This window comes from Pseudomonas sp. P108, from assembly GCF_032613195.1.
Taxonomy (GTDB): domain Bacteria; phylum Pseudomonadota; class Gammaproteobacteria; order Pseudomonadales; family Pseudomonadaceae; genus Aquipseudomonas.
The window spans coordinates 5,316,604-5,338,300 of record NZ_CP126691.1; the positions used below are offsets into that span (position 1 = coordinate 5,316,604).

Annotated in this window: 19 protein-coding genes; 13 read left to right on the plus strand and 6 right to left on the minus strand. The window is 59.5% G+C overall.

Translation table 11 applies throughout. The features are described from left to right. Positions 1–20: 20 nt before the first annotated feature. Both QOM10_RS23380 and QOM10_RS23385 read right to left on the minus strand, forming a co-directional pair. The gene (locus QOM10_RS23380; RefSeq protein ID WP_316917025.1) at positions 21–2,126 is read right to left on the minus strand and encodes a molybdopterin oxidoreductase family protein; all 2,106 of its coding nucleotides are present in this window, start codon (positions 2,124–2,126) and stop codon (positions 21–23) included. A gap of 134 nt (positions 2,127–2,260) precedes the next feature. Then, positions 2,261–2,551, minus strand: coding sequence for a hypothetical protein (locus tag QOM10_RS23385; RefSeq protein WP_007916677.1), 291 nt, complete (start codon positions 2,549–2,551; stop codon positions 2,261–2,263). Positions 2,552–2,955: 404 nt separating this feature from the next. On the opposite strand from QOM10_RS23385, the gene argF reads away from it, so the two are divergent. Both argF and QOM10_RS23395 read left to right on the plus strand, forming a co-directional pair. Beyond that, positions 2,956–3,876 carry an ornithine carbamoyltransferase gene (gene argF, locus QOM10_RS23390; protein ID WP_127929600.1) on the plus strand — a complete coding sequence of 307 codons (921 nt, stop codon included), beginning with the start codon at positions 2,956–2,958 and terminating at the stop codon, positions 3,874–3,876. Continuing rightward, positions 3,873–4,982, plus strand: coding sequence for an ABC transporter ATP-binding protein (locus tag QOM10_RS23395; protein ID WP_316917026.1), 1,110 nt, complete (start codon positions 3,873–3,875; stop codon positions 4,980–4,982). Before argF ends, QOM10_RS23395 begins: the two co-directional genes overlap by 4 nt. A 116-nt stretch (positions 4,983–5,098) precedes the next feature. Here QOM10_RS23395 and QOM10_RS23400 read toward each other — a convergent pair whose 3' ends face one another. Then, entirely contained in the window at positions 5,099–5,881 is a 783-nt protein-coding gene (locus tag QOM10_RS23400) for a PhzF family phenazine biosynthesis protein (protein ID WP_127929602.1), read from the minus strand. A gap of 95 nt (positions 5,882–5,976) precedes the next feature. Continuing rightward, a complete protein-coding gene (gene ybaK, locus QOM10_RS23405) occupies positions 5,977–6,447 on the minus strand; it encodes a Cys-tRNA(Pro) deacylase (protein WP_127929603.1) in 471 nt (156 codons plus the stop codon). Between the two features lie 362 nt (positions 6,448–6,809). On the opposite strand from ybaK, the gene QOM10_RS23410 reads away from it, so the two are divergent. The 11 genes from QOM10_RS23410 (at position 6,810) to QOM10_RS23460 (ending at position 19,416) form a co-directional block, all read left to right on the plus strand. Continuing rightward, positions 6,810–7,661: an MIP/aquaporin family protein gene (locus QOM10_RS23410; RefSeq protein WP_316917027.1), complete on the plus strand. Its 852-nt coding sequence runs from the start codon at positions 6,810–6,812 to the stop codon at positions 7,659–7,661. Positions 7,662–7,738: 77 nt separating this feature from the next. Next, complete coding sequence (glpK, locus tag QOM10_RS23415) at positions 7,739–9,241, plus strand: glycerol kinase GlpK (protein WP_007916698.1); 1,503 nt, start codon at positions 7,739–7,741, stop codon at positions 9,239–9,241. Positions 9,242–9,336: 95 nt separating this feature from the next. Further along, on the plus strand, positions 9,337–10,092 hold the full coding sequence (locus QOM10_RS23420) for a DeoR/GlpR family transcriptional regulator (RefSeq protein ID WP_007916700.1): 756 nt from the start codon (positions 9,337–9,339) through the stop codon (positions 10,090–10,092). A gap of 261 nt (positions 10,093–10,353) precedes the next feature. Then, positions 10,354–11,892: a glycerol-3-phosphate dehydrogenase gene (gene glpD / locus QOM10_RS23425; protein WP_150750411.1), complete on the plus strand. Its 1,539-nt coding sequence runs from the start codon at positions 10,354–10,356 to the stop codon at positions 11,890–11,892. Between the two features lie 520 nt (positions 11,893–12,412). After that, complete coding sequence (locus QOM10_RS23430) at positions 12,413–13,339, plus strand: glutamate/aspartate ABC transporter substrate-binding protein (protein WP_095048295.1); 927 nt, start codon at positions 12,413–12,415, stop codon at positions 13,337–13,339. A gap of 193 nt (positions 13,340–13,532) precedes the next feature. Then, a complete protein-coding gene (locus QOM10_RS23435) occupies positions 13,533–14,279 on the plus strand; it encodes an amino acid ABC transporter permease (RefSeq protein WP_095048296.1) in 747 nt (248 codons plus the stop codon). Continuing rightward, positions 14,279–14,950, plus strand: a complete 672-nt coding sequence (locus QOM10_RS23440; protein ID WP_003227756.1) for an amino acid ABC transporter permease — start codon at positions 14,279–14,281, stop codon at positions 14,948–14,950. The genes QOM10_RS23435 and QOM10_RS23440 overlap by 1 nt, the downstream gene beginning before the upstream one ends. Beyond that, positions 14,947–15,681 carry an amino acid ABC transporter ATP-binding protein gene (locus QOM10_RS23445; protein ID WP_007963947.1) on the plus strand — a complete coding sequence of 245 codons (735 nt, stop codon included), beginning with the start codon at positions 14,947–14,949 and terminating at the stop codon, positions 15,679–15,681. Before QOM10_RS23440 ends, QOM10_RS23445 begins: the two co-directional genes overlap by 4 nt. A 170-nt stretch (positions 15,682–15,851) precedes the next feature. Beyond that, a complete protein-coding gene (locus tag QOM10_RS23450) occupies positions 15,852–17,753 on the plus strand; it encodes an ATP-binding protein (RefSeq protein ID WP_127929605.1) in 1,902 nt (633 codons plus the stop codon). Then, positions 17,750–19,078 (plus strand): sigma-54-dependent transcriptional regulator, encoded by a 1,329-nt coding sequence (locus QOM10_RS23455; protein ID WP_127929606.1) that lies wholly within the window; start codon positions 17,750–17,752, stop codon positions 19,076–19,078. The genes QOM10_RS23450 and QOM10_RS23455 overlap by 4 nt, the downstream gene beginning before the upstream one ends. Continuing rightward, complete coding sequence (locus QOM10_RS23460; protein ID WP_095112348.1) at positions 19,078–19,416, plus strand: GlpM family protein; 339 nt, start codon at positions 19,078–19,080, stop codon at positions 19,414–19,416. Before QOM10_RS23455 ends, QOM10_RS23460 begins: the two co-directional genes overlap by 1 nt. A 226-nt stretch (positions 19,417–19,642) precedes the next feature. Here QOM10_RS23460 and QOM10_RS23465 read toward each other — a convergent pair whose 3' ends face one another. Beyond that, complete coding sequence (locus QOM10_RS23465; protein WP_316917028.1) at positions 19,643–20,308, minus strand: DsbA family oxidoreductase; 666 nt, start codon at positions 20,306–20,308, stop codon at positions 19,643–19,645. A 166-nt stretch (positions 20,309–20,474) separates the two neighbouring features. Next, on the minus strand, positions 20,475–21,509 hold the full coding sequence (locus QOM10_RS23470) for an alpha/beta fold hydrolase (protein WP_127929608.1): 1,035 nt from the start codon (positions 21,507–21,509) through the stop codon (positions 20,475–20,477). Positions 21,510–21,697 lie beyond the last annotated feature (188 nt).

The window sequence follows — 21,697 nt, forward strand, 5'->3', positions numbered from 1 at the left end:
GGTCTCCCCGACAGTCATGCTCAAGCCGCCGCCACCGTCACCGGCACGCCATTCAACGCCGCATTGCCGGACAACTCGTCGAGCTGACATTCATCAGTCAGGTCGTTCGCGCTCGAGCCCGGCTGACTACTGGCAATCGCCATCTGCACGCCTGGCCGTGCATGACCCCAGCCATGCGGCAGGCTGACCACACCTCTCATCATGTCGAGGCTGCCGAGCACTTCGACTTCGATTTGCCCGACCCGCGAACTGACGCGCACCCATTGACCATCGTTGAGCCCGCGGCTGGCAAGATCGTCCGGGTGCATCAGCAACTGATGGCGCGGCTTGCCTTTCACCAGACGGTGATAGTTGTGCATCCACGAATTGTTGCTGCGTACGTGGCGACGGCCAATCATCAACAGTTCATCTGCAGCGGGCGCCTGCAACGCGGCGAAGCGTACGAGGTCAGCGAGAATCTCTGGCGGCGCAGCCTGCACATGTTGGTTCGGTGTTTTCAGGCGCGAGGCCAGATTCGCTTTCAACGCGCCCAGATCAATACCATGGGGATGATCGAACAGCGTCGCCAACGAGAGTTTCTGCTCGGAGGCGTCACCGTACAGGCCCATGCGCAAGCCCATGTCGATCATCTTCGCCGGCGGCATGGTCGGCTTCAGCTCTTTACCGGTCTTCTCGGCAAAGGCCTTGGCCAGGCCAACAAAAATCTCCCAGTCATGCAGCGCGCCTTCAGGCTTGGCGAGAATTGCACGATTGAAGCGAGTCACGTTACGTACCGCGAACAGGTTAAACGTGGTGTCGTAGTGATCATTCTCCAGCGCCGAGGTCGACGGCAGGATCAAGTCGGCGTAACGCGTGGTTTCGTTGATGTAGAGGTCAATGCTGACCATGAACTCCAGGCCGTCCAGCGCTTGTTCCAGTTGCCGCCCGTTCGGCGTCGACAACACCGGATTGCCGGCCACAGTGATCAGCGCACGGATCTGCCCCTCGCCTTCGGTGAGCATTTCTTCGGCCAGCGCCGAGACCGGCAACTCTCCGCCGTATTCAGGACGACCCGAGACACGGCTTTGCCATTTGTTGAAATGCCCGCCCGAGGTCGATGCCACCAGGTCCACGGCGGGTTCGGTGCATAACGCGCCGCCTACCCGGTCGAGATTGCCGGTGACCAGATTGATCAACTGCACCACCCAGTGGCACAGCGTGCCAAAGGCCTGGGTTGAAACCCCCATGCGGCCGTAGCAAACCGCACTCGGCGCGGCAGCGAAGTCGCGGGCCAGTTGACGGATCTGTCCGGCAGGCACGGCGCACAACGGGCTCATCGCTTCAGCGGTGAACGACGCTACCGCCCCGCGCACTTCCTCCAGCCCATCGACCGGCAAATGACTGTCGCGGGTCAGGCCTTCACTGAACAGCGTATTAAGCACACCAAACAACAACGCGGCATCCCCTCCCGGACGCACGAACAGATGCTGATCAGCCATCGCCGCCGTCTCGCTTCGCCGTGGATCGACCACCACGACCTTACCACCGCGAGCTTGAATAGCTTTTAAACGTTTTTCGACATCCGGCACGGTCATGATGCTGCCGTTGGAGGCCAGCGGATTACCACCGAGGATCAACATGAAATCGGTGTGATCGATGTCCGGAATCGGCAGCAGCAAGCCGTGGCCGTACATCAGGTAACTGCTCAGGTGATGCGGCAACTGATCGACCGAGGTCGCCGAGAAGCGATTGCGCGTCTTCAGCAAACCGAGGAAGTAATTGCTGTGGGTCATCAGCCCGTAGTTGTGCACGCTCGGGTTGCCCTGATAGACCGCCACGGCGTTCTGGCCATGACGCTCCTGAATCGCCGCCAGCTTCTCGGCAACCAGCGCAAACGCTTCGTCCCACTCGATCGGCAGCCATTCGCTACCCATGCGACGCATCGGCTGGCGCAGGCGATCCGGATCGTTCTGGATATCTTGCAGCGCCACGGCTTTGGGGCAGATGTGTCCGCGACTGAAGGTGTCGAGCGCATCGCCCTTGATCGAGGTGATCGCGACATTGCCATCGGTTTCGGTGGTCTCGATGGTCAGACCGCAAATGGCCTCACACAGGTGGCAGGCACGGTGATGGAGAGTCTTGGTCATGGCCAGTCTCTGTCTTGTTCTGGGCGGGTAATGACACCCGCGGGAACAAAACTATGGCCCGAGTGATGAAGCAGCGCCAGCGACGTTCGTCTTGTGAATCGGCGCCTATCAGGTGCACCGATAGACCGCCACGCTCAACTCGATGGAAGCTGCGGAGGTGCTGCCAGCTGGATTTCCTGGATGGTTTCGATCTGCTCGTGGGCGACGTGAACGCCGGTGAGTTCGCCGATCAGCCGCCAGTGTTCGTCGAGCCCGGCGCTAATCGTTGCCATGCGATCGATCATGTGGCGGCCGGCGCTCTTCACGACTTCGTCTTCGCTGCGCAGCAGTTCGAACGACATTGAGGTCACCGACGCGGTGAGGTGGGTCAGAGAGCGAGCCGTGTGGCCCAGCAATTCCATTAACAGTTTTTCTTTCGATTCCATGCGGAGGCTTCCTGCGTCGCTCGAAACTTATTTATAACCCAGCACTTTGCTTTAGCAAATGTTTCAACCTGAGCATCCGACCAAATGATGGCATGGCGCCACGGTCGTAAACCGACCCAAGCGACACGATCCCCGCCACGCCGCATTGCCAAGCCCCGCGAGGCCAGTGTACAAAGGGACTCGCTGCTGTCCTGAACCCGGCTTCAAATGCGCGACTGCAACATTCAGTGCGCCCTTCGATTTCCGCAAAAACTGTAGCCTATTGGAAAAACGCGACATTTAGTGTCAATATCGCGCCTTCCCCTATTTCGTCGCCCCGTGCGGCTTACGCCGCAGGTCTCGCCCGTTGTTCCGTTAAACAAGGCTTTGAGCATCTGCGGTTTGTAGCAAAAAGGTAGTCAATGATGAGCGCAAGGCACTTTCTCTCCCTGATGGATTGCACGCCCGAAGAGCTGGTCAGCGTGATCCGTCGAGGCGTTGAGCTCAAGGACCTGCGTAACCGCGGCGTACTGTTCGAGCCTCTGAAAAACCGTGTACTGGGCATGATCTTCGAGAAGTCCTCGACCCGTACCCGTATCTCCTTCGAGGCCGGCATGATCCAGCTCGGCGGCCAGGCGATCTTCCTCTCGCCGCGTGACACCCAACTGGGTCGTGGCGAGCCGATCGGCGACTGCGCCATCGTCATGTCGAGCATGCTCGATGCGGTGATGATCCGTACCTTTGCCCACAGCACCTTGACCGAATTTGCGGCCAACTCGCGCGTGCCGGTGATCAACGGCCTGTCCGATGATCTGCACCCGTGTCAGCTGCTGGCCGACATGCAGACATTCCTTGAACACCGTGGCTCGATTCAGGGCAAAACCGTGGCCTGGATCGGCGACGGCAACAACATGTGCAACAGCTATATAGAAGCAGCGATGCAGTTCGACTTCCAGTTGCGCATCGCTTGCCCGCAAGGCTACGAGCCCAACCCTGAGTTCGTCGCCAAGGCCGGCGATCGCGTGACCATCGTTCGCGATCCGCAAGACGCCGTGCGTGGCGCGCATCTGGTGAGCACCGACGTCTGGACTTCGATGGGTCAGGAAGAGGAAACTGCCAAGCGCCTCAAGCTGTTCGCCCCGTTCCAGGTGAACCGTGCTTTGCTCGACCTCGCTGCCGAGGACGTGCTGTTCATGCATTGTTTGCCTGCGCACCGTGGCGAGGAAATCAGCCTCGACCTGCTTGATGACCCGCGCTCCGTCGCCTGGGATCAGGCAGAAAACCGTCTCCACGCACAGAAGGCCCTGCTCGAGTTCCTCGTTGAACCGGCATATCACCACGCATGAGCCATGAACTACTGCTGAACCTGCGCAACCTCGCTTGCGGCTACCAAGATCAACGTGTGGTGCAGAACCTTAATCTGCACCTTAATGCCGGTGACATCGGCTGCCTGCTCGGTTCGTCCGGCTGCGGCAAGACCACGACCCTGCGCGCCATCGCCGGTTTCGAACCGGTGCACGAAGGTGAAATCACCCTCGGTGGCGAAACCATCTCCAGCGCCGGCTTCACCCTGGCGCCGGAGAAACGCCGGATCGGCATGGTGTTCCAGGACTACGCGCTGTTTCCGCACCTGAGCGTTGCCGACAACATTGCCTTCGGCATTCGCAAGCATCCGAACAAGGAACGCGTGACCGAAGAACTGCTGGAACTGGTCAACCTGAAGAACCTCGGCAAGCGCTTCCCGCACGAATTGTCCGGCGGCCAGCAACAGCGTGTCGCCCTCGCCCGTGCCTTGGCGCCGGAGCCGCAATTACTGCTGCTCGACGAGCCGTTCTCCAACCTTGATGGCGAACTGCGCCGCAAGCTCAGCCATGAGGTGCGCGACATTCTCAAGGCCCGTGGCACCAGCGCAATTCTGGTGACCCACGACCAGGAAGAAGCCTTCGCCGTCAGCGATCACGTCGGTGTATTCAAGGGAGGTCGACTGGAGCAGTGGGACACGCCGTACAACCTGTATCACGAACCGGCAACGCCGTACGTGGCCAGCTTCATCGGTCAGGGTTACTTCATTCGCGGCCAGTTGGGCAGCCCGGAATCGGTGCAGACTGAACTGGGTGAGCTGCGCGGCAATCGGGCTTATACCTGGCCGATTGGCGGGGCGGTGGATGTGTTGCTGCGTCCGGATGACATTGTTTATGCGCCGGACAGTGGGTTGAAAGCGCGGATTGTCGGCAAGACCTTCCTTGGGGCGTCGACGCTGTATCGTCTGCAATTGCCGACAGGCGCGCAGCTGGAATCGATTTTCCCTAGTCATGCTGATCACCATGTCGGTGCGGAAGTGGGGATTCGGGTTGCGGCTGAACACCTCGTATTGTTCCAGGCATCTGGCAGCACCGCTGCGCAGATCCCGGCAGTGGAAAACGGCGTCCGCCGCTACAGCACTGCCCTCTGACCAACACCGGATCCCACTGTAGGAGTGAGCCTGCTCGCGATAGCGGTGCATCAGTCAAATCATCTGTGACGGATGTATCGCTATCGCGAGCAGGCTCACTCCTACAGGGTTTTGCGTTAACCCAGGATCAAGGTGCCGCTGGCAACCAGCGTCGCATTGCCGCCAATCTTCACTCGCTCGCCTTCCAGCCGACAAAACAACTCCCCGCCCCGCGCCGAGCGCTGGCAAGCGGTCAGGCTCGATTTGCCCAGACGCTTGGACCAATACGGGATCAGGCTGCAATGCGTCGACCCGGTCACCGGATCTTCATTGATGCCAATCGCCGGCGCAAAATAGCGCGAGACGAAGTCGTGCTGATTACCCCGCGCCGTGACGATAGCGCCCAGCCACGGCAGCTTGGCCAACGCCACCATGTCCGGCTTGCAATCGAGCACGGCCTGCTCCGATTCCAGTACCACAAACAGTTCGTTGGAGCCGAGCACATCAACCGCTTCGACACCCAGCGCCCGCTCAACGTCGACAGTCACACCAATCTCAGACGGCATGATCGACGGGAAATCCAGCCACAACCGATCACCTTCCCGCGTGACGCTCAGCGGGCCGGATTGACAGGTAAAGTCGATACGCCCGGCGCTTTCCTTGTCAATTTCGAACAGCACATAAGCGCTGGCCAGCGTGGCGTGGCCGCACAGTGGCACTTCAGTAGTCGGGGTGAACCAGCGGATATGCCAGGCCGATCCCTCACGCACCAGAAACGCAGTTTCCGCCAGATTGTGCTCGGCGGCGATCTTCTGCATCAGCTCGTCCGCGAGCCAGGCATCCAGCCGATAGACCATCGCCGGATTGCCACTGAACGGCCGATCACTGAACGCATCGACCTGATGAAACTCGAGCTGCATAACCTTCTCCCTAAGTCAGTCGGCAGAGCATGCAACCACGAGGCGATCAGCGCCAGTGACAGAACCGGCCAATTTTCTGCATACAGCGATAACGGTCACGTGCGGCCGATATCGGCAAATTTCGCCTGGGTATGTTCGGCGAGCACGGCGGGTGCCAGTTCCACCTCCAGGCCTCGCCGACCGGCACTGACATAAATAGTCGCAAAACCCTGAGCCGAGTCATCAATAAAGGTACGCAGGCGCTTCTTCTGCCCCAACGGGCTGATGCCACCCAACAGATAACCGGTGGAGCGTTGTGCGGCTGCCGGGTCAGCCATCTCGGCTTTTTTCACCCCCGCGGCATGCGCCAGACCTTTGAGGTCGAGGCTTCCGACGACCGGCACCACCGCCACCAGCAACTCGCCTTTTTCGCTGGCCGCCAACAAGGTTTTAAACACCTGCGCTGGCTCCAGCGCCAGTTTTTCCGCGGCCTCCAGCCCATAGGATGCGGCCTTGGGGTCATGTTCGTAACTGTGCACGCGATGTTCGGCACGAACTTTTTTCAACAAGTCCAACGCAGGGGTCATGGCAGCTCCAGGCTCGGCAGTGACAGAAAAATGCTGCGTCGGATTCTAGGTGATCAGCCTCTAAAAGGCTCTATCCCAAGCCACGATTCCCGTGGCTTGCAGACATTCTGCAAACACCATCGCGCGTGGATGACACAGGATCATTCACGCAACGAATAGTTTTATTGTGACCAATGGTTCACTTTCGACCTTTGACAGGTTTGTTTCTTGTCTATATTTTTTCGAATCTGAATAATGTAAGAATTGTCGTCATCGCAGCACCCAGCAGTAAACCGGGAACGGAATGGGGATTCCCACCCGGTGAAAATCGCGCCTTGCCCTATCGACGAGACGCCAGACAACAACAAAAACCGAGGTTTTCAATGACAACTGCTTTACAGCAACCATCGCTATCGAGCCAATGCATGGCCGAGTTTCTGGGTACTGCACTGCTGATCTTTTTCGGCACCGGTTGTGTCGCCGCGCTCAAAGTCGCGGGCGCCAGCTTTGGCCTGTGGGAAATCAGCATCATCTGGGGCGTCGGCGTGAGCATGGCGATCTACCTCACTGCCGGGGTTTCCGGCGCGCACCTGAACCCGGCCGTGAGCATCGCCCTGGCGATCTTCGCCGACTTCGAGAAGCGCAAACTGCCGTTCTATATTCTGTCGCAGATCGCTGGCGCCTTCTGCGGCGCGCTGTTGGTTTACACGCTGTACAGCAACCTGTTCTTCGATTACGAACAAACTCACCAAATGGTTCGCGGTTCGGCCGCCAGTCTTGAACTGGCGTCGGTATTCTCGACCTTCCCGAACCCGGTGCTGTCCACCGCCCAGGCATTCCTGGTCGAGATGATCATCACCGCGATCCTGATGGGCGTGATCATGTCGCTGACCGACGACAACAACGGTCTGCCGAAAGGCCCGCTGGCGCCACTGCTGATCGGTTTGCTGATCGCCGTCATTGGCAGCTCGATGGGCCCGCTGACCGGTTTTGCGATGAACCCGGCGCGCGATTTCGGTCCAAAGCTGATGACTTTCTTCACCGGCTGGGGTGAAATTTCCTTCACTGGCGGTCGCGATGTTCCGTACTTCCTGATTCCGATTTTTGCACCGATTGTCGGTGCCTGCCTCGGCGCTGCCGGGTATCGCGGGCTCATCGCCCGTCACCTGACCGGCGCCACACCTGCTACAAAGGATGCAGAACCGGCCATTGACGGCAAACCAAGAACTTCTTGAAACAGTCGGCGCCGGCTCCTGCCCTATAGAGCCTGCGCCACGGCCCACTCTCCCTTATTTCGTCCAAGGCAATCGACATGACCGACATTCAGAATAAGAACTACATCATTGCCCTCGATCAGGGTACGACCAGCTCCCGCGCGATCATTTTCGACCGCGATGCGAACGTGGTCTGCACCGCGCAGCGCGAATTCGCCCAGCATTACCCACAGGCCGGTTGGGTCGAACATGACCCGATGGAAATCTTCGCCACCCAGAGCGCGGTGATGGTTGAAGCGCTGGCCCAGGCCGGTCTGCATCACGACCAGGTCGCCGCCATCGGTATCACCAACCAGCGCGAAACCACCGTAGTCTGGGACAAGACCACCGGCCGCCCGGTGTACAACGCCATCGTCTGGCAGTGCCGCCGCAGCACCGAGATCTGCCAGCAGCTCAAGCGCGATGGCCACGAAGAGTACATCCGCGACAACACCGGCCTGGTTACCGACCCATACTTCTCCGGCACCAAACTGAAGTGGATCCTCGACAACGTCGAAGGCAGCCGCGAGCGCGCACGCAACGGCGAACTGCTGTTCGGCACCGTCGATAGCTGGCTGATCTGGAAATTCACTGGCGGCAAGGTCCACGTCACCGACTACACCAACGCCTCGCGCACCATGCTCTTCAACATTCACTCGCTGGAGTGGGATTCGAAGATGCTGGAGATCCTCGACATCCCGCGCGAAATGCTCCCGGAAGTGAAGGCTTCTTCGGAAATCTACGGTCGCACCAAGAGCGGCATCGCCATCGGCGGTATCGCCGGCGACCAGCAAGCGGCACTGTTCGGCCAGATGTGCGTGGAACCAGGTCAGGCGAAAAATACCTACGGCACTGGCTGCTTCCTGCTGATGAACACCGGCGACAAAGCGGTGAAATCCCAGCACGGCATGCTCACCACCATCGCTTGCGGCCCGCGTGGCGAAGTCGCTTATGCGCTGGAAGGTGCGGTGTTCAACGGCGGTTCCACCGTGCAATGGCTGCGTGATGAACTGAAAATCATCAACGACGCCCACGACACCGAATACTTCGCCAATAAAGTGAAGGACAGCAACGGCGTGTACCTGGTGCCGGCGTTTACCGGTCTGGGCGCTCCGTACTGGGACCCGTATGCCCGTGGCGCGCTGTTCGGCCTGACGCGCGGTGTTCGCGTCGATCACATCATCCGCGCCGCACTGGAATCGATCGCCTACCAGACCCGCGACGTGCTCGACGCCATGCAACAGGACTCCGGCGAACGCCTTAAAGCCCTGCGTGTGGATGGCGGTGCGGTGGCGAATAACTTCCTCATGCAGTTCCAGGCTGACATTCTCGGCACGCAGGTTGAACGCCCGCAAATGCGCGAAACCACGGCGCTCGGCGCGGCTTACCTGGCCGGTCTGGCGTGCGGTTTCTGGGGCAGTCTGGAAGAATTGCGCGGCAAAGCGGTGATCGAGCGCGAGTTCGAGCCGAGCCTGGACGAAGTCGAGAAAGAGAAGCTGTACAAGGGCTGGAAAAAAGCCGTCAGCCGCACCCGTGACTGGGCGCGTGAAGACGCTGAATAAGCCAACCTGCAGAGACTGATAGGCAACTAACTGGTAGGGAGCGGATTCCTGCGTCATCATGGGCAAATTTTGCACGGCAGCCCAAAGGAAGCCCCATGAATCTGCCTCCCCGTCAGCAGCAAATCCTCGAGCTGGTCCGCGAACGCGGCTATGTGAGCATCGAGGAAATGGCCACGCTGTTCGTTGTTACCCCGCAAACCATCCGCCGCGACATCAACCAGCTCGCGGAAGCCAATCTGCTGCGTCGCTACCATGGTGGTGCCGCCTATGATTCCAGTGTCGAAAACACCGCCTATGCGATGCGCGCCGACCAGATGCGCGATGAAAAACAACGCATCGGTGAAGCCATCGCCGCACAGATCCCCGATCACGCTTCGCTGTTCATCAATATCGGCACGACCACCGAGTCGATTGCCCGCGCCCTGCTCAATCACAATCACCTGAAAATCATCACCAACAACCTGCACGTCGCGTCGATGCTCAGTGCCAAGGATGATTTCGATGTGTTGCTGACTGGCGGCAATGTGCGTCGTGACGGCGGTGTTGTCGGTCAGGCGAGTGTGGACTTCATCAATCAGTTCAAGGTTGACTTTGCGCTGGTCGGGATTAGCGGTATTGATGAAGACGGCAGCCTGCTGGATTTTGATTATCAGGAAGTGCGGGTTTCCCAGGCGATCATCGCCAATGCGCGACAGGTGATTCTGGCAGCGGACTCGAGCAAGTTCGGGCGTAACGCGATGATTCGCCTGGGGCCGATCAGTTTGATTGATTGCCTGGTCACGGATCAGCAACCGGTGCCGGCGCTGGCGCAGTTGTTGAGCCAGCACAAGATTCGCCTGGAAGTCGTTTAAAAACCCTCAAGATCAAAAGATCGTCCGATCGCGGCCCGAGCCTTCGGCAGCTCCTACATGGGTTCACTTGACCTGTAGGAGCTGCCGAAGGCTGCGATCTTTTGCTTTTAATGTTCGAAAATTTTCTTTTAACCGCCCTTCGATGAGTTTTTTCAATCGAACGTGACTGGCTGCGCGCGTCTTTATGGGCTACCATTTTCGCAAATGAACATTCATGTTCGATTTCCAATATAGAAAATCAAAAGAACCCGAGGCCAGCCGATGTCCACCTCTACCTTGCGTACGCCCCCAATCTCCGAGATCTATGACATCGCCGTTATCGGCGGCGGGATCAATGGCGTGGGGATCGCAGCGGATGCCGCCGGTCGCGGGCTTTCGGTGTTCCTTTGCGAAAAGGACGATCTGGCCAGCCACACTTCGTCGGCCAGCAGCAAGCTGATCCACGGTGGTCTGCGCTACCTCGAACATTACGAATTCCGTCTGGTGCGTGAAGCGCTGGCCGAGCGCGAAGTGCTGCTGGCCAAGGCGCCGCACATCGTCAAACCGATGCGCTTCGTGCTGCCACACCGTCCGCACCTGCGCCCGGCGTGGATGATCCGGGCTGGCCTGTTCCTCTATGACAACCTCGGCAAGCGCGAAAAGCTGCCAGGTTCGAAAAGCCTCAAGTTTGGTGCCGACAGCGCACTGAAAAGCGAAATCAAGAAAGGCTTCGAATACTCCGACTGCTGGGTCGACGACGCCCGCCTCGTGGTACTCAACGCCATGGCCGCCCGCGAAAAAGGCGCCCACGTGCACACTCAGACCCGTTGCGTCAGCGCCCGTCGCGCCAAAGGCCTGTGGCACCTGAACCTGGAACGTGCCGACGGCAGCCTGTTTTCGATCACCGCCAAAGCACTGGTGAACGCCGCTGGCCCATGGGTTGCCAAGTTCATCCGTGACGACCTGAAGATGGAATCGCCGTACGGCATCCGTCTGATTCAGGGCAGCCACATCATCGTGCCGAAACTGTACGAAGGTGATCACGCGCACATTCTGCAAAACGAAGATCAGCGCATCGTGTTCACCATTCCGTACCTCAACCACTTCACCCTGATCGGCACCACCGACCGCGAGTACACCGGTGATCCGGCGAAAGTGGCCATCACCGACGGCGAAACCGATTACCTGTTGAAAGTGGTCAACGCCCACTTCAAGCAGCAGATCAGCCGTGACGACATCCAGCACAGTTACTCGGGCGTACGCCCACTGTGCAACGACGAATCCGACAACCCGTCGGCCGTCACCCGTGATTACACCCTGGCCTTGTCGGGCAACACTGAAGAAGCACCACTGTTGTCGGTGTTCGGCGGCAAGCTGACCACCTACCGCAAACTCGCTGAATCGGCGATGGCGCAGTTGCTGCCATTCTTCACCCAGATGCGCCCGAGCTGGACGGCCACCGCCACCCTGCCCGGCGGCGAAGACATGACCACCCCGCAAGCCTTGAGCGCGCTGATCCGCGACAAGTTCGACTTCGTGCCGACCGAGATCGCTCGTCGCTGGTCCACCACTTACGGCAGCCGCACGTGGCGCATGCTCGAAGGCGTGGAAAGCCTCGCCGACATGGGCGAACACATTGGTGGCGGGCTCTACACCCGTGAAGTCGATTACCTGTGCAGCGAAGAGTGGGCAACCACAGCGCATGACATTCTGTGGCGTCGTAGCAAGCTGGGGCTGTTCACTACCCCGGTAGAGCAAGAGAAGCTTGCGGCGTATTTGGGTAAGGTCGAACAGAACCGTAGCAAGATCGAAGCGGCGTGATTTGAACATTGCTTAAACGAAAGCCCCTGAATTGAGAGATTCAGGGGCTTTTTGTTTTGTGGGTTCTGTTGGACCTGATTGTGTCAGTCAGATCTCTCCCCCTCACCCCAGCCCTCTCCCCCAAGGGGGAGAGGGGAAAGGGAGCCCATCGAGGTGCTCTGTAAATCCTGAGTTCGACTCGGTATTCCAAGTCGGCGTAACTTGCCCAAACAACGCGATCGGTCCCCTCTCCCTCTGGGAGAGGGTTAGGGTGAGGGGCTTTTCGCCGTTCGGATTTCCGAACGCGACTTGACGGTCAATTCGGTAAACCGGATCAGATACGCCAAATACCACCATCACAAAACTTTAATACTCTTCTAAATCAACAAGTTACGCTACAGCAACTGGTCTGGCACGACTCATGCTCTACACTCTCTCGACGAATGCCTGTTGCGCCAACACTTCAGGAGCCGTCAGGCATTCGAAGCACAAAAGGGCCGACGAACTGGCTCCATAAAAAAAACAATTCGAGGAAAATTTGATGCGCATCGTTCCCCATATCCTGGGCGCAGCCATTGCGGCCGCTCTGATCAGCACGCCAGTTTTCGCCGCCGAACTCACCGGCACCCTGAAGAAAATCAACGATTCGGGCACCATCACGCTCGCTCACCGCGACAGCTCTATTCCGTTTTCCTACATTGCAGACGCTTCCGGCAAACCAGTGGGCTACTCCCACGACATTCAGGTGGCTATCGTTGAAGCCCTGAAAAAAGACCTGAACAAGCCCGATCTGCAGGTCAAGTACAACCTGGTCACCTCGCAAACCCGTATCCCGCTGATCCAGAACGGCACCGCGGATATCGAGTGCGGCTCGACCACCAACAACGCCGAACGCGCCCAGCAAGTCGACTTCACCGTCAACATCTTCGAAATCGGCACCCGTCTGCTGGTCAAGAAAGACAAGGATGGCAAGCCGTCCTACGCTGACTTTGCCGACCTGAAAGGCAAAAACGTCGTGACCACCGCCGGCACCACGTCCGAGCGCATCATCAAAGCGATGAACGCCGACAAGCAGATGGGCATGAACATCATCTCCGCCAAAGACCATGGCGAATCCTTCAACATGCTGGAAAGCGGCCGCGCCGTAGCCTTCATGATGGACGACGCCCTGCTGGCCGGCGAAGAAGCCAAGGCCAAGAAACCGACTGACTGGATCATCACCGGTACGCCACAGTCCTTCGAAGCCTACGCGTGCATGGTGCGCAAAGACGACCCGGCCTTCAAGAAGGCTGTCGATGCCGCCATCGTTGGCCTGTACAAGTCGGGCGAGATCAACAAGATCTACAGCAAGTGGTTCGAGAGCCCGATTCCTCCAAAAGGCCTGAACCTGAACTTCCCGATGAGCGACAAGGTAAAAGATCTGATCGCCAACCCGAGCGACAAGCCGGCGCCTGACGTAAAAATCTGATTCCTGACTAACCTTATCTCCTGAGGGAGCCACCCTCCCTCAGGCGTCTGTTACTACCTGCTGGCTATACAGTGGAACACTCGACCTGGCGGTTTTCGAGCCGATCGCGTGTGCCTGACGTTCAACGTCGGGTGGGAAAGGATCTTCCCCAAGCGGGTGCTTGTACATCGATCGATCTCGAGGGGAGACCCTAATGAATTACAACTGGGACTGGGGCGTGTTCTTCAAGTCCACCGGCGTTGGCAGCGAGACTTATCTCGACTGGTACATCTCCGGTTTGGGCTGGACCATTGCCATCGCCATCGTGGCGTGGATCATCGCCTTGCTGCTGGGCTCCATACTGGGGGTCATGCGCACGGTGCCGAACCGCATCGTATCGGGCATCGCCACCTGCTACGTCGAGCTGTTCCGTAACGTACCGCTGCTGGTTCAGCTGTTCATCTGGTACTTCCTGGTACCCGACCTGCTGCCGCAAAACCTGCAGGACTGGTACAAACAGGACCTCAACCCGACGACCTCGGCTTACCTGAGCGTTGTCGTGTGCCTGGGCCTGTTCACCGCTGCCCGCGTCTGCGAACAAGTGCGTACCGGCATCCAGGCGCTGCCACGCGGCCAGGAATCCGCCGCCCGCGCCATGGGCTTCAAACTGCCGCAGATCTACTGGAACGTGCTGCTGCCCCAGGCCTACCGGATCATCATTCCGCCGCTTACCTCGGAGTTCCTCAACGTCTTCAAGAACTCCTCCGTGGCGTCCCTGATCGGCCTGATGGAACTGCTGGCGCAAACCAAGCAGACCGCCGAATTCTCGGCCAACCTGTTTGAAGCCTTCACCCTGGCCACGCTGATCTACTTCACCCTGAACATGAGCCTGATGTTGCTGATGCGCATGGTCGAGAAGAAAGTCGCGGTGCCCGGCCTGATCTCCGTGGGGGGTAAATAATGGACTTCGATTTCAGCGGCATCATCCCCGCTATCCCGGGCCTGTGGAACGGCATGGTCATGACCTTGCAGTTGATGGTCATGGGCGTGGTCGGCGGCATCGTGCTGGGGACGATCCTCGCGCTGATGCGCCTGTCGTCGAGCAAACTGCTGTCGCGGGTGGCCGGCGCTTATGTGAACTACTTCCGTTCGATTCCGCTGCTGTTGGTGATCACCTGGTTCTACCTGGCGGTGCCGTTCGTGCTGCGCTGGATCACCGGCGAAGACACGCCGATTGGCGCGTTCACTTCCTGCGTCGTGGCCTTCATGATGTTCGAAGCCGCGTACTTCTGCGAAATCGTCCGGGCCGGTGTGCAGTCGATCCCCAAAGGCCAGATGGCCGCCGCGCAAGCGATGGGCATGACCTATGGCCAGACCATGCGCCTGATCATCCTGCCCCAGGCGTTCCGCAAGATGACCCCGTTGCTGCTGCAACAGTCGATCATCCTGTTCCAGGACACCTCGCTGGTTTACACCGTGGGCCTGGTGGACTTCCTTAACTCCGCCCGTTCCAGCGGCGACATCATCGGTCGTTCCAACGAGTTCCTGATCTTCGCCGGTGTCGTCTACTTCATCATCAGCTTTTCCGCCTCGCTGCTGGTCAAGCGTCTGCAAAAAAGGTTTGCCGTATGATCTCTATCAAGAACATCAACAAGTGGTATGGCGACTTCCAGGTGCTGACTGATTGCAGCACCGAGGTCAAAAAAGGCGAAGTGATCGTGGTCTGCGGCCCGTCGGGTTCCGGCAAATCGACCCTGATCAAGTGCGTCAACGCGCTGGAGCCGTTCCAGAAAGGCGACATCGTCGTCGACGGCACCTCGATTGCCGACTCGAAGACCAACCTGCCGAAACTGCGTTCGCGCGTGGGCATGGTGTTCCAGCATTTCGAACTGTTCCCGCACCTGACCATCACCGAGAACCTGACCATCGCGCAGATCAAGGTGTTGGGCCGTAGCAAGGAAGAGGCGACCAAGAAAGGTCTGCAACTGCTCGAGCGCGTCGGCCTGTCGGCGCACGCCCACAAGCACCCGGGGCAACTGTCCGGTGGCCAGCAACAGCGTGTGGCGATCGCCCGTGCGCTGGCGATGGACCCGATCGTCATGCTGTTCGACGAACCGACCTCGGCGCTCGACCCGGAGATGGTCAACGAAGTGCTCGACGTGATGGTGCAACTGGCCCACGAAGGCATGACCATGATGTGCGTGACCCACGAAATGGGTTTCGCCCGTAAAGTGGCGGATCGGGTGATTTTCATGGACGCCGGCAAGATCATCGAAGACTGCCCGAAAGAGGAATTCTTCGGTGACATCAGCGCCCGCTCCGAACGCGCGCAGCACTTCCTCGAGAAAATCCTGCAGCACTAAAACCGAGTACTTGCGCCATCACCCTAATCCCTGTGGGAGCGAGCTTGCTCGCGAAAGCGGACTGGCATTCAACATTGATGTTGACTGATCCGCCCTCTTCGCGAGCAAGCTCGCTCCCACAGGGACAGCGGTGAGCCTGCAAGTGTGGTGGTTGACCCAAGGCAACTGTGATGAAATGCGACCCCAATCTCTATCGCGCCGCGCCGCCATCACTTGCCGTGAAGCCCCGTCTGATTCGTCATTTGTTCCTGCCGCCACTGATCATCGCCCTGATGATCGGGTTGGGTTTTATCGGCTTCTGGACCAGTGAGCATTTCGGCATTCGCAGCCTCGGCGAGAACGGTCAGCGCCAGCTCGAACTGCACGCCCGCGCGGTCGAAAGCGAGATCAGCAAATACACCTACCTGCCCAGCCTGCTGGAACTCGAAACGAGTGTGTCGCAGCTGCTGGCCGACCCGAGCCCGCAATACCGGGAAACGGTCAACGCTTACCTCGAAGGCCTGAACCGACGCAGTCGCAGTCGGGCCATCTACGTCATGGACACTACCGGCCGCGTCATGGCCACCAGCAACTGGCGCGATGTCGACAGTTACCTCGGTGAAGACCTGTCCTTCCGCGCTTACTTCCAGAAAGCCGTACGTGGCGAACCCGGGCGTTTCTACGGGATCGGCAGCACCAACGGCGAACCCGGTTACTACCTCGCTCATGGCCTCGAAGAGCACGGCAAGATCATTGGCGTCGCCGTGGTCAAAGTGCGCCTGGAAGCCATGGAAGAACGCTGGCAGCGCGCGCGTCTGGAAGCGTTCGTCAGCGATGAAAACGGCATCATCATTCTGTCCAGCGATCCGGCCCGGCGCCTGAAAGCAGTGATTCCCCTGAGTGAAGCCACCAAGGAAAAACTCGCCCGCAGCCTGCAGTACTACTGGTTTCCGCTCAACGAGCTGCAACCTCTGGCTCGCGAAACCTTGTCCGAGGGCGTAGAAAAACTCACCTTCCCGGCCAACAGCGAAGTGCAGTCCGGCGAGGATGACATCAGCTATCTCGCGCAGACCCGGCCACTGACCGACACGCCGTGGAATTTCACCCTGCTCACGCCGTTGCAGGACCTGCGCCGCGAAGCGATCAACCAAGGCATTCTCGTCGCGGTCGCGTTTGCGCTGGTGGCCTTCCTGTTGATTGCCTGGAACGAACGACGCAAGGTCATTGCTACTCGCCTCGCTGCCCGTGAAGCCTTGCAGGAAGCCAATAATCAACTGGAGCGTCGGATTACCGAACGCACCACCGACTTGCGCGCCAGCAACGAACGTTTGAAGAGCCAGATCCGCGAACGTCGTCAGGCCGAAGAAACGTTGCGCCGCGCTCAGGATGAACTGGTGCAGGCCGGCAAACTCGCGGCCATCGGCCAGATGTCGACCAGTATCGCCCACGAATTGAACCAGCCGCTGGCCGCGATGCGCACGCTGTCGGGCAACACCGTACGCTTTCTCGAACGCGGTCAGCTGGATATTGCCAGCACTAACCTGAAGACCATCAACGAGCTGATCGACCGCATGGGCCGGATCACCGCCAGCCTGCGTTCATTCGCCCGACGCGGTGACAATCAAGGCCAGGCGAGCCTTGGCAAAGCCGTGGAAGCGGCGCTGCAATTGCTCGGTGCGCGCCTGGAAAGTTCGGCGCTGCACATCCACCGGCAGTTTATCGACGTGCAAGTGCAGATCGACCAGACCCGCCTCGAACAGATTCTGGTCAACCTGATCGGCAACGCCCTCGACGCCATGCAGGCACAGCCCCAGCCCGAACTGTGGCTGGAGGGTGAAGAGTTCAACGCCAAGTATCGCCTGCGCGTACGCGACAACGGTCACGGCATTGACGCCGAGGCGCGCAAGCATCTGTTCGAGCCGTTCTTCACCACCAAGCCCGGCGAACAAGGCCTGGGCCTTGGCTTGACGCTTTCCGCCAGCCTCGCGGCCGCCACCGGCGGGCATCTGGGTGTTGAACACCCGGCGAGCGGTGGCACCACCTTCGTCCTCAGTTTACCGTTGGTAAGCCCTACTCCTGCCGAGCCAATATGAACCACGACCTTAGTGTGCTGATCGTCGAAGACGACCCCCATGTGCTGCTCGGCTGCCAGCAGGCGCTGACCCTGGAAGACATTCCCTGCGTCGGTGTTGGCAGTGCCGAGGAAGCGCTGGAACGTGTTGGCGACAACTTTGCCGGTATCGTCATCAGCGATATCCGCCTGCCAGGCATCGACGGCCTGGAACTGTTGACCCGCCTCAAGCAACGCGATCGTAGCCTGCCGGTGGTGTTGATCACCGGCCATGGCGACATTTCCATGGCCGTCGGCGCGATGCAGAAAGGCGCCTACGACTTCATGGAAAAACCGTTCTCGCCGGAGCGTCTGGTCGATGTCGCGCGACGGGCGCTGGAGCAACGCAGCCTCGCCCGCGAAGTGTCGTCGCTGCGCCGGCAACTGGCCGAACGTGATTCCCTTGAAGGACGCATCATCGGCCGCTCGCCAGCGATGCAGAACCTGCGCGAATTGATCGCCAACGTCGCCGACACCTCGGCCAACGTCTTGATCGAAGGTGAAACCGGCACCGGTAAAGAACTGGTCGCGCGCTGCCTGCACGACTTCAGCCGCCGGCACAGCAAGCAGTTCGTCGCGTTGAACTGCGGCGGCCTGCCGGAGAACCTCTTCGAAAGCGAAATTTTCGGCCACGAGGCCAACGCCTTTACCGGCGCGGGCAAACGCCGGATCGGCAAGATCGAACACGCCGACGGCGGCACGCTGTTCCTCGATGAAGTGGAAAGCATGCCGCTGCCATTACAGATCAAACTGCTGCGCGTGTTGCAGGAACGCACCCTCGAACGCCTCGGCTCAAACCAGAGCGTGGCGGTGGATTGCCGGGTGATCGCGGCGACCAAATCCGACCTCGACGAATCGAGCAAGGCCGGCGAGTTCCGCAGCGACTTGTACTACCGCCTCAACGTGGTAACGCTGGAACTGCCGCCACTGCGCGAACGCCGCGAAGACATCCTGCAACTGTTCGAACACTTCACCCAGCAATCAGCACTGCGCTTCGACCGCGCACTGCCGGAGCTGGACAACCAGACCCTGTCGAACCTGATGAGCCACGACTGGCCAGGCAACGTGCGTGAACTGCGCAACGTCGCCGAACGTTTTGCCCTCGGTTTGCCGGCGTTCAAGAAGTCCGGCACCAGCGCTGGCGGCCAAGGCCTGGCGTTTGCCGAAGCGGTGGAAGCCTTCGAGCGCAACCTGCTCAGCGACGCCCTGCAACGCAGCGGCGGCAACCTGACCCAAGCCAGCCTTGAACTGGGCATGGCCAAGACCACGTTGTTCGACAAAGTGAAAAAGTACGGGTTGAGCCACTGATGGATCTGTTTTTCAAAGCCCTGTTGGGCGCCGCGGTAGTACTGATCATCGCGGCGCTGTCGAAAACCAGAAACTACTACATCGCCGGATTGGTGCCGCTGTTCCCGACGTTCGCGCTGATTGCGCATTACATCGTTGGCAAGGGGCGTTCGATTGAGGATTTGAAGACCACGATCGTGTTCGGGATGTGGTCGATCATTCCGTATTTTGTGTATCTGGCGACGCTGTATGTGATGGTCGATCGGCTGCGGCTGGAGGCTTCGCTGGCGGTGGCAGCGGTGGCGTGGTTGATGGCGGCCACTGTTTTGGTGACGGTTTGGGTGCGCTTGCACAGCTGACCCTCACCCCAGCCCTCCCGAAACGTCGGACCGCCCAGAGGGAGAGGGGGCCGACCGAGGTGTCTTGCGTCTGACATTGACCTGAAAGATCCAGTTGATTATGGATTCGGTACAGCACGTTCAGGTCGGCGTACAACTCCAGCATCCCCCAATCAGTCCCCTCTCCCTCTGGGCGGTCCGACGTTTCGGGAGGGTTAGGGTGAGGGGCTTTTGGCTCCTACCGATATCAGCTGACCGTCCCGCCCTTGGACTCCGCCATAATCTGCCGAATCGCCCCGACAAACGTCTCCACCGGTTGCCCACCCGTCACCGCATACTGCCCGTTGAACACCACGGTCGGCACCGAACTCACCCCGCGCTGCAGCCACAGCTGTTCTTCTTCACGCACCTCATCGGCAAACTCGTCCGACGCCAGAATCGCCTCGGCACGCTGGCGATCCAGCCCGACGCTTTCAGCGATCTGCACCAGTTGCCGATGATCCGATGGATTACCGCCCTCACTGAAATAAGCCTTGAACAGTGCCTCTTTCAAAGCCAACTGCACACCTTCGAGCCCGGCCCAGTGCAACAGGCGATGCGCATCGAAGGTGTTGTAGATGCGGCTGTTGCCATCAGTGCGAAAGGCAAACCCCAGCTCGGCGCCACGGGCGCGGATCGCTTCGCGGTTCTTCTGCGACTGCTCCGGGGTCGAGCCGTATTTCTCTTGAATGTGCTCGGCAATGTTCTGCCCATTGGCGACCATTTTCGGATTCAGTTCAAAAGGCTGAAACCGGATCTCGGCCTGCACTTCGTTGCGCAGGATTTCCAGTGCCTGTAACAGGCCATACAAACCGACGACGCACCACGGGCAGGAGACATCGCTGACAAAATCGATTTTCAAGGCAGAACTCATCACACACCTCGCGGGGGGAATCGTGCGGGAAAGTTTGCAAGATACACCCCGGCCGGATTTTGTGGTGCCCCCTTCGCGAGCAGGCTCGCTCCCACAGGGGAACGCATTCCAAATGTGGGAGCGAGCTTGCTCGCGAAGGGCCATCACCCACACCGCCAACTGTCGGTTACAGCAGATTCCCGCCCACCACCGGTTCAATCTGCGCCCAATGCGAGGTGTCTTCACGATGCGCCTGCAGATACGGCAACACCGCCGCCAGCAATGGCTCCTTGAACGCCTCCTGAAAACGATGGGCCAACCCCGGAATCAGCTTCAACTGGCTGCCACGAATGTGCGCTGCCAGATGCACGCCGTGCATCACCGGCAGCAACGGATCCGCCGTGCCATGCACCACCAGCGTCGGCACCCGCAACTGGTTGAGCAATGCCACCCGGCTCGGTTCGGCGAGGATCGCCATGATCTGCCGTTTCACGCCTTCCGGGTTGAACGCGCGGTCATACGACAGCGCGGCCTGTTGCAGCAAGGCCTGCCGGTCATCGGTGACCGCCGGGCTGCCCAGTGCTGCCAGCAGATCAGCCTGTTGTTCGAGCGCCACCTGACGGTTTGGCGCACCGCGTCGCGACAGTAACTGCACCAGCGCCGCACTCGGTGCCGGCAGACCTTCGGCGCCAGAAGTGGTCATGATCAACGTCAGGCTCTCGACCCGCTGTGGCGCCATTGCCGCCATGTGCTGGGCAATCATCCCGCCCATGCTCGCGCCCAGCACATGAAACTGCTCCACGTGCAACGCGGCCATCAGACCCAGCGCGTCGTCAGCCATATCCGTCAGGCTGTACGGCGCCGACACTGGCAGGCCGAGCTTGTAGCGCAAGACTTCAAAGGTCAGGTTGGCCTCAACCGGGGCCTGACGCCAGGTCGACAGGCCGACATCGCGGTTGTCATAGCGGATCACCCGAAAGCCCTGCTGACACAGCGCAACCACCACTTCGTCAGGCCAGTGGATCAACTGCCCACCCAGGCCCATGACCAGCAACAACGCCGGATCCGACGCGCGCCCAATGCTCTGGTAAGCAATGCTCACCTGCTGCAGATCGACGTGCTCGGTCGGCACATTGACGTCGCAACGCGCTGCCGCCCACGTCGACGATCCGAAAAAAATCGCGGCCAACAAAGCCGCGATCGATAAAAAACCCTTAGCCATGAAAAACACCGAAACGCAGAACCCCAGTAGAGCGCGAGTCTGATGAAGTTTGTACAAGCCCGCTGCCACAGTTCCATGACAGTTTGATGAAGAGTGCCGAGCGGTCGTGCAGGGTTGTTGCAAACAATATCTATATACCGCCAACGTCCAGCGCAATTTGCCTTGAATGACGCGCACCGGAGCGGATC